Here is a 14,463-nt window from a genome sequence, read left to right on the forward strand (position 1 = left end):
GGTCGTACGGCGGCAGTGAGGCGTCGGTTCGCAGCGCATAAAGCGCCTGCGCGCTCTTATGGACGCTGGAGAGCAACGCGTAGGAGGCAACAGCAACGGTGCTGATGGTGGCAAGCAAGGTCATGGGCATTGGTCTATTCGGTTAGGTTGAGGAAGCGACCGGATTGCAAATCCACGGTCATGCAGGGCTGGAATGAGCTGGGCGAGCGCCATTACGGTCTGGTCGCGCCGACCAGCATGAGGGCAGCGTCCCAACTCGTCGGGAGGGCATCCGTCGTGCAGGAGCACGATTGCCCGCGGCTGGAGCGAAGCCAGCACTGCGGCAACGATCGCCTCGACGCCGGGACGAGACCAGTCTTGCGGATCGACTGACCAGTGCAGGGCTGCCAGATCGGCCTTCGCCGACGCGGCGAGGGCCTCCTTAGTCCATATCCCGTACGGCGCACGCATGTGCCGCACAGAGGCTCGGGGGCAGACCATTCCGATGACCTTGTTCGTCGTGAGGATCTCGTATTCCACCTCATCCGGCATGCATTTGGACAATTCTGGGTGAGTCATTGTGTGGTTTGCGATTTCGTGTCCTTCAGCAATGATGCGCTGGATCAGCTCCGGCTGGCCCGCTGCATATGCACCGATCACGCAGAAGGTGGCTGGGGCCCGATGCTGCGCCAGCACGTCCAGGATAGCGGGCGTGCAAAGCGGGTTTGGACCATCATCAAAGGTCAGATAGACGCACTGCTCTCCGCCGGCCTCGGCGTATTCGCTCCGCGCTTCAGTCACGTCGTTCGTTGACGTCACAGTTCTGGCCCGTTCCGTTCAATCATCTCACCAGCCGGCCATTCGCTCATTGGCCTGACAATCGGCAGAACGAGGCCGACCACGTCCTCCACTCGCGTCGGAGGCACAGTGAGATAGATATCCGGACGAGCGGACCGAACGCGGAGCCCCGGTAGAACAGTCGCCAAGCCCTGTCGCCCGAGCAGTCTGGTAATATGTTTCTGCAGGGCAGATCGGACCGTGCCAAAGCCGAATGGCACGCCAAGATCTCGCAATACGGGATACATCACGCGGATGGAGTGGCTGATTCCGAGCCCCTCGAGATCCGGGCGTACCCCGTACAATCCGAGCTCAGCCACGAGCAGATCGACCTCGCCAACTTTTATGAAGCGGCGCAGTGCGCCGATGTGAATCGCGACGCCACGATCATCGTAGCCAATTGCCCGAATCTCAGGCCTTGCGCCGGCCCAGCTTCGATGACCTTCAAAGGGCTTTGCATTGAATTCCCCGGTCGGACCATAGGTCTTGCGGAAGAAGTCGGACAATTCAATATGGTCAGCAATTTGAAGCTCATTCTCCCAGCACAGCCTCCAACGAACTGGAGGGCGCGCCGAAACACCTCGTGTGGATCCGGGCGCGATCATGTTCATAGAGAGTAATTCCTATTCATTATCTGGCTCCTGACGCAGGCCAGCAGTTCGCTGCGTTCGAAAGGCTTGCTCAAGAACTGGAGTCCAGCTTGCAGGACTCGCCTCACATCGTCTTCGGAGTGGTCTGTGAGCAGAACGGTGGGAATCGCACCTCCGAATGCAACCAGATGATGGAAAAGCTCAAGGCCACTCATCACGCTCGACTGCATGTCCGCGATCAAGCACGACGTGATCAATCGCCGGCCCGATTTCAAGAACTCGTCTGCGCTCTCGAACGGTTCGGGCACGTAACCCGCGGAAAACACAACATCCGTGAGAGCTTCACGCACTGATCGATCTGCAGTCACAACCGAGACCACATCGAGCGTGTGCGCAACTCGCATCAGATTCGCCAAGGACGCCTTCGCTTGCATGTTCCGCACGATTTCACCCCAGCAAGGACGCAATCCAATCGACTGCGACCACAACACATTCGGCACCCGCAACCGGGAGGATCCGACTGGACGGAAATCTACGGCCAAGTTGAGCGTTCGCTCAATTCTACGGCCGTACACGGCGGACATAGAATGGGTTGGCAAAGCCAAACGATGGTTTGCTCGTCGTATACGCCAACGCAAGTTTGCGGATCCGCACCGTCCGAACTTGGCGAGATATGGCTTGCGCAACATGCTCGAACCTGCGACCGCACGGTCCAGACGTCTTGATCGATCCCTTGCGCTGGGCTGAGACACGCAACGATTTGTAACCATTCTGATTGATCGGACTTCTCGCTAAACCATCGTTTGCTATCCTCATTCGGTACAAATGGTAAAATCCATTGTATCGATAGAACACATTCACACCGTGGATCACTCCGGATCATGCGTTTCAAAGGCCTCGATCTGAATCTCCTCGTCGCGTTCGACGCCCTGGTGACGCAAGGCAACCTCACCGCGGCGGCAAGAAGCATCAACCTCAGTCAACCTGCCATGAGTGCCGCCGTCGCGCGGCTTCGCACCTCCTTTCGAGATGAGCTATTCACGATGAGGGGTCGAAAACTGGTTCCAACGCCGCGGGCTGAAGCGCTCGCAGCCCCGATTCGCGAGGCTCTCGCTCACATTCAGCTCTCCATCATTTCTCCGGACGACTTCAATCCGTCTCAATCGACTCGGCGATTCAAGATCATCCTGTCCGACTTCATGACTGTCGTGTTTTTTCGAAGAATCGTGGACCGCGTCGCGCGGGAAGCTCCAACAATCAATTTCGAGTTGCTGCCACCCGCAGAGGACCCCGATGAACTTCTCCGGCGCGGCGAAGTCGATTTTCTGATGTATCCGGAGATGTTCATGTCGAGTGCGCATCCCAAGGCGGCACTGTTCGAGGACAACTTCGTTTGTGTGGGCTGCCCCATGAACAAGCAGCTAGCACCGCGACTTACGTTCGAGAACTACATGTCAATCGGGCACGTGGAAGCTCGGTTTGGGCGTTTCTTGAGGCCCTCCTTCCACGAATGGCTCTTGCTTGAGCATGGTTTCAAGATACGCACCGAGGTCGCTGTGCAGGGTTTTGGTATGATTCCGCCTATGTTATTGGGCACCAACCGTATCGCGAGCATGCCCTCAAGACTCGTTAGCCATTTCGCAAACACGATGCCCCTGCGGGTCGTCGAACCTCCGCTGCGACTTCTCACATTCACCGAGGCTGTCCAATGGCCCGCCATTCATAATATTGATCCTGCAAGCATTTGGATGCGCAACATATTCTTGCAAGAAGCATCCATGATGGTCTCTCCGTCCGAGACCACCCAATGTCACGGCCCACGCTAGGATTGTTCGGCCGTTTGCGACCTGCTCTCCGTTAACCAGATCTACGCTAGGCTCGAAGCTCCGGTCCTCTGACCGGTGTTCGGCATGGTCGACATTGGCGCGCTTGAGCGCAGCTTGGTCGTTTGGTCGGGTCGCAGGCGCTATTGATCTCGCGCTGCCGTGACGATCTTGCGCATCATACAGACTCGATCGGCGGCGCTCCGCAATGATTTTTCGCTGATCCGGACCGGCTGCATCGCACCGGTCCATGTGAGCCGAGAGCTCAGAGTTCGCGAATGATCCGGCGAGTCGGGTGAACCATATCCGGCCTCAGCACTTAAAATTCGCTTGAATCGCACGCCGCGTCAGGTTGTAGAACAGCATCTGCGATCGAGGCTGTAAGGTGGACGTTCGTAGCGCACCCGCCGCTCTTCACCTGACGGTAGACATTCTCCTTACCGTCAACTGTTCCGGCGATCGAAGTAATGCCGAAGCACGTCAGTAGCTAGACGTCTATGTGGCGGACGACCTACAAGGGCGATGCCCGCTCGTTCGCGTCGAACCAACTTGTTCTGCCGAACGCCAACGCCGTCCACCATCGCGCCCGCAGAGCCCAACGCGAGCTGACGTAAACTCGGGAGAGCGGAACCTGCAAGTGAGAGGTATTGCGCAAGGCTGGAATGGAGGTTTGGACACGTCATCTCAACGGTGCTTATCTTACTCTTATTGACTCGATCCGGCATGATCGAGCGCAACCGCAAGGTCGCTGTCCATGAACTCGCGGCATTGTCCCGCTGCGCGCGTGTTTCGGTGATGAGTGTTTATGATGAGAGGACGGCAACTGTGCCAATGTCCGCACACGGAACGGAAAGGCTCGCCGCTCCCATTCGCCAACCCCTTCTCCACCTACAGCTATTGATCATTTCGGCCGACATGTTCACCCAAGCCAAATCGGATCATGCGTGCGGGGTCCTTCTTTCGGATCTCGCGACAGTCTTTCGAAAGTATCGTGGCGTGACGTGCGCGACGCCACCGCCGTCCGTCTCGAGTTGCTGCCCCTCACCGCTGAGCCCGATGGGCTCCTTCGGCGCGGTAACATGATTTGCCTATGTTACCAGCATCTATGTCCAGCGGGCGCACGCCAAAGCGATACTGCTCGAGGATCGAATTGATTGCTGCCGGACGAGCAAGCCAATACCGCGTCAGGAGAACTTCGAGCCTTATGTTTGATAGGATACTTGCGGCGAATTCGCCAGACACTGCCCCCCAGATTCGAGGGGTAGCTTTGGCCTGAGCATGGTCTTAAGATGCGCATTAAGATCCTCGTCCGAGCTATAGCATCATCCTCCTTTGCTATTGCGGACCCGTATAGCGCAGCTGCCAGCAAGGCTCGCCAAGCTTTGTACAAAGACAATGCCGCTACGGATCCTTGCACTTCTAGTGCGTTGCATCTGGCGAGGCCGTCCGATGTACTGCGCTCCGCGACACTGATCCGGCACAGTTCTGGATATGCGAGTTATTGCTGTGGGAGCCACGGTACATCGTCGTTTCGCCGGGCGTGGCCGCTGTGCCGGGGGCACCCGTAGACCCGTTTTGAGCGCCCCCACGTCCAGCGGATGCCGGAGTGCTCCTTCGAGACTCGGTCCTCAATCGCGAGCAACGCTTCGCCAGCCGCGTGAGATGCGCTTGCGTTGAGATGCATGCCGGGAATGGTTTTGAGGCCCGCTTTCGCTCATCCTCCCGACGCTTTGCGGCCGCGGAGTTGCGCCAATAAACAGCAGTCATCATCTTGTGGCATTCCAAAAACAGATGTAGCCATGCGCGAGCAACGCCTTCGCGCCCACAATGCCATCTCAACAGGACTAGCAGAGTGTTGAAAACGCTCTTAGGCGCCGAGCCGGCGGCTGCACCACGACGTGGTGGTAGACCTGATCTGCGATGATTGACCAATCAACGCCCGGCTCAACGATAGACACCACAGCGAGGATTGCGATCGAAATAGGCCCATCTGATCAGATCAGTACTGTGTCTGGGTCCGCCGTTTCGTGAAGCAGTCTCTTAAGATCAAGCGGAGCTGCATGCACCTGCGCTCGCTTCTCGTGCCGATCAGACAGCAGATGGCTACCGCTGCGGCAGCATCCAGGAGAAATTGCACAGTTTCAGTTAGCGCAGTCTTGGACAACAGTAAGCACACGCCGTGTTGCACAACGGCATCACGCGCCCCCTCCCTGTCGGATTCTTTCCCGCACGTCGCCGGTCCGTCTCGTTTTTGCCCCACCACGGCCAAACGGCTTCGTCACGTGCGGCGCGAGTGCGACAATGAAAGGAGCCTACTCTTGGGTGAGTCGAGTGGAGTCTACGATCCGGAGGATCTCGCGATGTTGGGACACCTTTTTGATCAAGCAATCACATGTTTACCGACATGCATGCGAACCAGCGAGAACCGCGCGGCGATCGCTAGACTTGTTGTGCAACGCGCAGCTAGGGATGAATTGGCGTCGCTGGCGAACTTGATGCTTGCACTTGTCTCGGCCGCTTGATCAACAGCATGCTCTCAGTGTCCTTCTGCGGTTCGTAGCAAGACACGCATCATCTAGATCATTGAAATAACTTGATTCTCACGTGACGTCAGGTTGTAGGCTTGAAAATTGAGGACCATGACAAACGCCACACCACGACGGCGCCGATGGCGCATTGGAGAACTTGCGGAGGCGACCGGCGTAACGGTCCGCACTCTGCATCACTACGAACATACTGGGTTGTTGACGGTCTCGGAACGTACCGACGGCGGTCACCGCATGTACGATCGTGAAAGCCTACAACGGGTCTCTCAGATTCGCGCGCTGCGTGAGCTCGGCTTCTCACTTCCGGAGATCCGCAAAGCAATCGAGGGGCGGACGTCTCTCACGGACCTTTTGCGCAACCACCTGGAACGGATTGAACTTCAAGTCGCGCGGACGACATTATTAAGGGACCGATTGCGTAATATGACGACGCAAGGTGAGACACAAGTCAGTGTCGACGAACTGCCGGCCACGTTAGAAGCAATGTCACGGATTGAGAAGCGCACCCCCTCGGCCATCTGCACATGCGCCTCTAACGCTAGCCGCGAAGATCGGTGGCGGAAGATTCGCGACGAGCTACGAAGCTGCATGGATCAGGGCGAGGCTCCATGCAGCCAGCGGGCAAATGCAGTCGCGCGTCAGGCCCGTTCGCTGCTGACTGAGATCGCAGGAGTTGATTCGACTGTCTCAATGATACTCAAGGTGCTGACGCGATTGACCGAACCACACAATCTCGCCGGCTGGGATGCGAGCCTCATGCGATACCTCGATCTCGCCCTCGCCGCGCTGGAGGACCAGCTCGGAAAGAGTTGACGCCCGGTTGCGCATGCTCTCGGTCACCGGAATTTCTCTAAACTCCATGGGTTGATGGTGATCCATCAAGTCTGACTGACAAGAGCGTTGGCCTGTAGCAGTTCCTCTCCGACTCTCCATTGTCGGCACTTCATTGGGTCTTCTCTCTGTATCTTTTGGCAAACAACCTCGACGAGGAAGCTTCGAAGTACTTGATTCGCACGTAGCGTCATATTGTACCGTCTAACGCATCGTCGCAGCGACGGGGCGGACAGACCGTCGGCTAGACCGAGGGAGACTTCAATGAGCGGCATCACTTTCGGGACGTCCCGGTGAGAGGCCTCGGCGAGAACAAGTCGGTGGATGATCGTTCGGACCTTTCAAGCGCCTCGTCGGCACACATGTGCCGAGCACAGGAGATTGGCGAGTGTACCGGATGCCGGCAGGATGTTCGATATGGGTCCTGTCAACGCCTGGGGACGGATTCTCCTGACCAGTCCCGGAACGTCCGTTCGTCCGTCCCCGCCCGATACTTATGGCTCAACCTGGCAACAACCTGAGCCTATTCGTACCAATCTGAGTTCGATTCAAACGTCATTATAGCGCCGGAATGCCGGTCGCCGCGTCATACCAACGGCGAAGCAGACCAAGACGTGGCGTGATATCGGGAGCTCCACATGTCGATTCTTCGCGTTCATAGTCTTGCAACTGCCGCGCTCCTTTGCTTGATCCTGAGTTCGAGCGCCAGGGCAAAAGATGTTTACATTGCGGTAGCGGGCCCAATGACGGGAAGCACTGCGGCGCTCGGCGCGCAGATACGCCACGGAGCGGCCGCGGCCGTGGATTCGATAAATGCATCGGGTCTGCTGCCTGACCCAAAACTCATATTGAGGATTGCCGACGACGCATGCGATCCCAAGCAGGCCGTCGCTGTTGCCAATCGCTTGACAACTGACGGGTCCAAGCTTGTCGTTGGGCACTTCTGTTCATCTTCGTCGATTCCGGCTTCAGATATATACACCGAAGCGGAGGTCATTCAGATTTCACCTGGCTCGACGAATCCCCGTCTGACAGAGCGTGGCCTAACCACGCTGTTTCGGATTTGCGGCCGCGATGACCAACAAGGCAGGGTTGCGGCCGACTACATCGTGCGGCACCACCAAGGCGCAAAGATCGCGGTCCTCGACGATAAGAGTACAGCAGGCAAAGGCATCGCCGATATCGTTGAATCGCGGCTTCGTGCAGCTGGCGAGCACACCGTTCGACAAAGCGATGTTGCCGGCGAGAAATATTACACCGCTCTGGTTTCGAGACTGAAGAGAGAGGGAATCCAGATCGTCTATATCGGCGGCTATTACAACGAGATCGACCTCATCGTGCGTCAAGCTGCGGAGGCGGGCGCACGCCTGACCGTGATCGCCAACGATCCGCCGATGACAAGCGACTTTTTGGCCATTGCCGGCGAGGCCGCAAACGGCACGCTCTTCACCTTTATGCCGGACCCGACGAAGAATGCTGCAGGGGCAGCCGCTGTCGCCAGGCTCAAGGCTTCGAGCCTATCTGCCGCGGGTTACACGCTCTACGCTTATGCCGCGGTGGAAGCATGGGCAGAGTCCGTCGAACGGGCGCCGGCAGCTTCGGTGCCACCCCGGTCGCTGCGGCCCTACGCTCGGGCTCAATCAAAACGACCATTGGCACGGTTCGATTGGACTCCAAGTGAGACAATGCCGCTCCTGGCTTCATCGTTTGCCGCTGGCGCGACAATAGCGTCGAAGCGGTCGAGCAGAACTGATCGCCCGTCCCAGCACCGCACGGAGCGTTTGAATGATGAACCATCCTCAACATAGCGATTACGCGGTGCTCACGTGCCTCGCAGTCGCAGCAGTCGCAGCATTTGTCGCCCTCGCGGCAGTGCTATCACAGCTGTCGTGCGCGCCCGAACGGCCGCCCGAAGAGTACGTTCCCATTCGCCTGGTGCCACTGCAGTGAGCACCACTTCCAGATTCGTAAGGCCGACGAACATCGGCACCTTCTTCCCGCTCGTCAAACTGATGCGCGCCTCGCTCTCGGGAGTGGAAACTGTCATGGCCTCTTCAGAAGGAACGTACCTAATGGGGCAAGGTGTCGGTTGCGCACTGTCGCTCTGCGATTTGCGCCAATTCGGGCCAATCGTTAGAGCGCTGCTCGGCGGAGTGGACGTGGCGTCCCTTCCCGCCGTGGAAACAAATATCCGCTTGGATAACGCCGTGCGGCGCCTGATCCGTGCTGATCGCTGCCGGACTTTGAGACGGGCTCTGATCCGGTGCGGCGCTTAGATCTAAGCCCGCCTATTGAAGCCCTAACATTCATTCATGAACGCCTTGCGCTTCCCGGCTCCGAATATAGCACGCGCCACGTAGGCTCGATGAACGCCGTCAACTGCTTGCGTCGACAAAAGGGAGAACACCAAATTGGATGCCAAACTGCAAGCTATGCTTTCCTCGCTCTCGCCGGTCGCTCGCGAATTGGATGCTCTGCCGTCCGGGCGGCCCACTCCGGACAATGGTTGCGTGAAACTGAACACGAATGAGAACCCATTTCCTTTGCCAGGCGTCGTGATGCGAAGCGCAATTGCAGCCCTTGAGCTGCAATACCTCTATCCAGAAGACGACAATGTCAGCTTGAGACAAGCGGCCGCAGCTGCCTATGGCATTGCAATTGAGCGCGTGATGGCTGGCAATGGATCGTCTGAACTCCTCAGTCTGATCTACAGAGCCCTTCTTGGCCCCGGCGACGGCATCGCAATGATGTCGCCCGGCTTCTCATTCAATCGCAAGCTTGCCATGTTGCAAGGAGCCCGTTTCATTGAAATTCCCTGGTCTGAACCTCACGGCTTGCCGATGGACGAGCTGCTTTTCAGTGCGGCTAAAGATGCCAAATTCATTCTGCTGGCCAATCCGAACAATCCGACCGGAACCTTTGTTCCGCTCGCTGAGATCGAACGCCTCGTTGTACGATCTGACCGATTGATCGTATTGGACGAAGCTTATGTCGATTTCGCACCTGAGGACGGCCTACGCCTTGTTGAGCGCCATTCGAATCTTCTGGTCCTGCGCACGTTTTCCAAAAGTTATTCCGCCGCTGGCATTCGCATCGGCTTCGGTTTCGGCCATCCCGAGCTAATTGGGCGGCTTCGCAACATCCAGAATGTTTTCAACATGAACGTGGTCGCTCATGCGGTGGGCATGAGCGTCCTTGCGCATCGCGACGCCTACGAGGAGAACCATCGCCACGTCAGGCTTGAGCGGCAGCGCGTGGCGGCCGCCCTTTCAGAATTTGGGTTCTCTGTAACACCTTCCCACGCAAATTTCCTCCTCGCCCGTGTGCCGGTAGGCCAGGGTGGCAGATGGTGGCAGGCGGCGTTGGAAGACCAAAAAGTCCTTGTTGCCTTCTTTCCGGATGCCGGCCTGGAAGAGTGCATTCGGGTTAGCATCGGTACAAAGCTCCAGATGGATGCTTTTCTTGCGGCTGTCGGCAGCATTCTTAAGAAAGTGGGATGCCGTGGCTAGTGGTCCCTTCCACTCAAGTCGCGGATCCCCGTTCGTGATCGATCCGGACGAACACCTGATGAAGCTTCGCGACGCAGCCGGAGTCAGTTTTCATCCAGTCAGCGCATTACGAGCTATTGAGAACGGCTTCGCAGCATATGCAGCGCATGCCAGCGATCACCTCCTGCGCCTCCCGAAAACCCGGCGGACTACGGTCCTCTCTATATAGGAGATAACTGAGTGAGAAACGTTCTTCCCTCAAACCTAACCTGCGGCATCTTTGATCATCTTGACGAGGACGGCCGCGATATCGCCCGGCAATACGCAGACCGTCTCGCGCTCGCTGAGGCCTACGACCGGCTCGGTTTCTATGCCTATCATCTGGCGGAGCATCATTGCACTCCCCATGGACGGGGTCCGTCGCCGAACCTGTTTCTGTCGAGCGTCATACAACGCACACGGCGACTTCGCGTTGGTCCATTGGTCATGCTGCTTAACCTCTATCACCCGCTGCGTGCATTCGAGGAGATCTGCATGTTGGATCACCTGAGCAGCGGCAGGGTTGAGGTCGGCCTTGGTCGCGGCTCCCTACCGATCGAACTGAGCTATTTTGGGGTTGGAGCCGATGTTGCCTCAAGCCGTTACGAGGAAGCTTCCCAAATCTTCGTTAGCGCGATGAATGGCGGCCCGCTCTCATACCAAGGGCAACATTTTGCGCTGAACGACGTTCCTTTGACGCTTTCACCTCACCAGCGTCCCTGTCCACCGACATGGATTGCTACAAATCGGCCAGAGTCCGCCCATTGGGCGGCAGCAAATGGCGCAAATCTGGCGTGCATGGGGCCTTCTTCTGCCGTTCGCAACGTCACCGATCGCTATCACGCTCATCGAAACGCGGAGCGTGACGCCAGCGGTTCAGCACCATTTCTCGCATTGCTCCGCATGGTCGTAATCGCGAGTTCTGAAGCAGCCGCCCGTTCCCTCGCCGCGCCAGCCTACGAAACATGGCTCAAAAGCTTTAAGTTCCTGTACGAGCTCAATGACATCCCGCCTCCATCCAACCTGCCTCTGACCTTAGATGCTGCAATCGACAGTGAACTGTGCGTTGTCGGAACGGGCGCTTCGGTGCGCCAAACTCTTCTCGATCATCTGGAAGAGGCAGGGGCCAACTATCTTCTTTGCCAGCTCGCCTTCGGATCTCTGACACTGGATGCCTGCCTCAATACGGCAACTGGGATTCACTCCGAGCTCATAGCGGCAGACCGCTGACGGTGAGCCAACAGCGAATTGCAATAAATTCGCCATTGATCCAGCAACAAATGGCAACGCCGAGGTCGATGAGTACCGGAGCCGAATGCATCTATAAGGCCGCTCTTGCGGTCCAAAGGGACTTTATGCGGATAAAACCCTTTCGACTACATCACCGAACAGGACGCGTAACGGCAACGAACGGCCTGTCCTTCACTTTGCGTGCCTTGATACCGCCCGAGCAGTGGTTTGCTTGGGCAGGTAAGTCGGCTCACGCTCGTTCCGCTTTGGCGCGCCGGTTCGTCGATCGCATTCTACACGAATCCGAGGTGTGGCTTATCGCCCGAGCGGGCCTGTCGTGACGCGGTCCCGGCAGCGCTCCGCTCAGACCGACGAGATCGCGCGTAAGCTCGAGATCGTGCTAGCGGAATTGGCTTCGCTGCGCATTCTGCTGGCCGCGCACGGCATTAGCACCCCGCGACCTCTCGATGAGGACCACCTCACTGTTCAGCGGTTCGCAGTGATGAGCCACATAAGCCCCGAAGCCGTGCTCTCTCGGATCCGCCGCGGCAAGTTACGCGCGGAGAAACGCGGTGGCCGGTGGTGGGTGAAATGCACGGTTTGCACAGCATAGCCGTGCAGGGACGAGGACAGTAAGAGAGACGGAGTGAATCAATCCGAGATACGGACTCCGGCACGAGAAATGATATGTGCGTTTAAGTTAGCATCTCTTCTGAGCTCGACCACACGGCCGGGAGACTCAAGAGATTGATCGAGGTCAACGTAGCGCACGCCAACACGCCGTCGCCAGATCGGGAGGCTCAATCTCGATGTACCCATGCAATCACAAAACGCGTGGGCGCGCCCTGAGCACCGGGTATCGAATGACCGCCGTTGCGTGACCGGGATCACTCAGTCAATTCCGCCTGGTTAACAGAGCGATCCCAGTGAACAAGCGGAAAAGCATTGGACTCCTGGCAGGAGGAGTCCAACTCCGATGCCGTTGGCGTTTGTGGCAAAACAGAACCACCCTCCATGTCGGTTTTTCGACGTGAGCCACCGCACGCGCCCGGGTTACAGCCTGGAGCACAGGAAAGATAAATGCTTTGCTCGCAAATCGCACGCTTTGCGAGCTTCCCTGAGCAACCTGCGATCTCACGCCCCTGGCAGAGAAATTGCACCCCAGTCATTCGCCTGTTTCAGGGGCGCCGCGCGCGCCGGTGTCAAACGAGAACAGATCTGATTTCGCTGGGATGGTCGCCAGAATCTGGCTGGAGAAGGAGATGGCAATGATGTCACGAAGACTGATGTCAGTCCTCGGTGCTATGGTAGCAGTCGAGCGTATGTTTTGGAAACTTCGAGAATTGATCGATGGAGACGGCTCGATCTCACCTGACGTTCGAGAGACGCTTCATGTAATGTTAGATGCAAAGCTTCTTTCCGCAAAAGATAAGATTATGAGCGACGCGCGCGCGGCGATCGACGCGACTCCTGATTTGCCGCCGGCGGTCCGCGACCGAGCATTCAGGTTGCTCGATTTTGCAACGAAGATGTTCATGACCAGCGAACCGCGCCGCACTCAGGATCCTCTTAGCCGAGTCGGTATCGGCAGCGCTAATCGCAAGATGCATTGATCCATGCCCAGCTCCACCCATCGCCCGCCGCAACACTTGGCTGTGCACTGTTGATGTTAGCCGGGGCGCTTCGATTGAGCTCCTGAGGGGCTTTGAAGCTGGTGGAATCGAGCGAGAGCGACATCGCTAGTTGATGCATCTAATACCTGCTGGGCCCGGCATCCTTGGTTGGAACCTGCCGAAATGCTGCAGGCTCGGGTTTGTCTCAAGCATCCGGAAGCAGGCTCTCTGGCCATCTTTAACGTCCTCTGCGTCGAGCCAATATGCGAGTCCCCTCAGCTCGGTAACTTAATCATCAAAAGGGCCGGCCACTCGTCGTCATCGGCCAGTGGCGTGGGCTCGACTCTGTTCGTGGGAAGCAGTGCTCGAGTTGATTCAGCTCAAGCATCATGGTTCGCGTTTTCGCGCGATGGCTGTGATGCTTGGCGATGACCTTCACTGAACCGAAGGTCGCATGTTGAGCCATTCTTCGGTATGCCCTGATCAATTGGATCAAGAGGTTCGGCTCACCCACCCGACGTTGACGGATCCCTCTTGGCCCATCCGCAGCATGGATACCTCCCATCAAAACAATAGATTTTACCAATATTCTCCCAATCCACATAGCTAGCCGCCGGCTATAGCAAGGATGATTCAGGATAAGGCGCGTGACGACCTATTCGCGATTTTCAACGCAACGTGCGGATGACGAGCAAGCGCCAGCACATGATCACCCCTTGCGTCCAGATAGAGGCAAGTCTTGGTCTCGCTATCGTGGCACGCGCGAGCTTCTTGCATGCATTAATCTGGCTCCAACACCAGCCTTGATCCAGCATGGGCGGCTGGCCTTCAGATCTCTAGCAAGCCTTAGCAGGAGCAGCGCAGCGCAAGCCGATAGCGAAAAGGGCGATCTAGCGCCGTTGGGTGCAGCGCTCTGGCAGCCCGATCCCGGATGGCCGCACTTGACGCGCACCGGTCCGGCGTCGCGTCGATCGTGAGTGCTTTGCGAGTCAACAAGGAACTGGAGTGTCTTTGATGCGAGCTCGTGGCCACAGCCCATGCGTGCGCCGTATGGGAATTGGACTAAGGAGGCCCTCGCCGCGTCGGCGAAGGCCGATCTGGCAGCCCTGCACTGGTCAGTCGATCCGCAAGACTGGTCTCGTCCCGGCGTCGAGGCGATTGTTGCCGCAGTGCTGGCTTCGCTCCAGCCGCGGGCAATCGTGCTCCTGCACGACGGATGCCCTCCCGACGAGTTGGGACGCCGCCCTCATGCTGGTCGGCGCGACCAGACTGTGATGGCGCTCGCCCAGCTCATTCCAGCACTGCATGACCGTGGATTTGCAATCCGGTCGCTTCCTCAACCTCACTGAATAGATCAATTCCCATGACCCTGCTTGCCACCATCAGCACCGCTGCTGTTGCCTCCTACGCGTTGCTCTCCAGCGTCCATAAGAGCGCGCAGGCGCTTTATGCGCTGCGAACCGACGCCTCACTGCCGCCGTACGACC

Annotated in this window: 9 protein-coding genes and 1 pseudogene; 7 read left to right on the forward strand and 3 right to left on the reverse strand. The window is 57.7% G+C overall.

The window, feature by feature from the left end; translation table 11 throughout:
• Positions 1-120: 120 nt before the first annotated feature.
• Genes nodB through ABID59_RS37225 form a run of 3 tightly spaced genes read right to left on the reverse strand, consistent with a single transcriptional unit; the run spans position 121 to position 1,822 of the window.
• A complete protein-coding gene (gene nodB, locus ABID59_RS37215) occupies positions 121-798 on the reverse strand; it encodes a chitooligosaccharide deacetylase NodB (RefSeq protein ID WP_354086648.1) in 678 nt (225 codons plus the stop codon).
• Positions 795-1,427, reverse strand: a complete 633-nt coding sequence (locus ABID59_RS37220) for a NodA family N-acyltransferase (protein ID WP_354086649.1) — start codon at positions 1,425-1,427, stop codon at positions 795-797. The genes nodB and ABID59_RS37220 overlap by 4 nt, the downstream gene beginning before the upstream one ends.
• A complete protein-coding gene (locus ABID59_RS37225; RefSeq protein ID WP_354086650.1) occupies positions 1,424-1,822 on the reverse strand; it encodes a response regulator transcription factor in 399 nt (132 codons plus the stop codon). The genes ABID59_RS37220 and ABID59_RS37225 overlap by 4 nt, the downstream gene beginning before the upstream one ends.
• Positions 1,823-2,287: 465 nt before the next feature.
• On the opposite strand from ABID59_RS37225, the gene ABID59_RS37230 reads away from it, so the two are divergent.
• From ABID59_RS37230 to ABID59_RS37260, 7 genes and pseudogenes are all read left to right on the forward strand, one after another.
• Positions 2,288-3,232 (forward strand): LysR family transcriptional regulator, encoded by a 945-nt coding sequence (locus tag ABID59_RS37230; protein WP_354086651.1) that lies wholly within the window; start codon positions 2,288-2,290, stop codon positions 3,230-3,232.
• A gap of 2,636 nt (positions 3,233-5,868) precedes the next feature.
• Positions 5,869-6,588: a MerR family transcriptional regulator gene (locus ABID59_RS37235; RefSeq protein WP_354086652.1), complete on the forward strand. Its 720-nt coding sequence runs from the start codon at positions 5,869-5,871 to the stop codon at positions 6,586-6,588.
• A gap of 656 nt (positions 6,589-7,244) precedes the next feature.
• Positions 7,245-8,414 carry a branched-chain amino acid ABC transporter substrate-binding protein gene (locus ABID59_RS37240; RefSeq protein ID WP_354086653.1) on the forward strand — a complete coding sequence of 390 codons (1,170 nt, stop codon included), beginning with the start codon at positions 7,245-7,247 and terminating at the stop codon, positions 8,412-8,414.
• A 624-nt stretch (positions 8,415-9,038) separates the two neighbouring features.
• On the forward strand, positions 9,039-10,115 hold the full coding sequence (gene hisC, locus ABID59_RS37245) for a histidinol-phosphate transaminase (RefSeq protein ID WP_354086656.1): 1,077 nt from the start codon (positions 9,039-9,041) through the stop codon (positions 10,113-10,115).
• Positions 10,116-10,334: 219 nt separating this feature from the next.
• Positions 10,335-11,363 (forward strand): LLM class flavin-dependent oxidoreductase, encoded by a 1,029-nt coding sequence (locus ABID59_RS37250; protein WP_354086654.1) that lies wholly within the window; start codon positions 10,335-10,337, stop codon positions 11,361-11,363.
• A 1,262-nt stretch (positions 11,364-12,625) separates the two neighbouring features.
• Entirely contained in the window at positions 12,626-12,976 is a 351-nt protein-coding gene (locus ABID59_RS37255) for a hypothetical protein (protein WP_354086655.1), read from the forward strand.
• Between the two features lie 1,037 nt (positions 12,977-14,013).
• Positions 14,014-14,325: pseudogene (locus ABID59_RS37260) on the forward strand (chitooligosaccharide deacetylase NodB); the annotation flags it as partial.
• Positions 14,326-14,463 lie beyond the last annotated feature (138 nt).

This window comes from Bradyrhizobium sp. S3.3.6 (assembly GCF_040546905.1).
Classification (GTDB): domain Bacteria; phylum Pseudomonadota; class Alphaproteobacteria; order Rhizobiales; family Xanthobacteraceae; genus Bradyrhizobium; species Bradyrhizobium cytisi.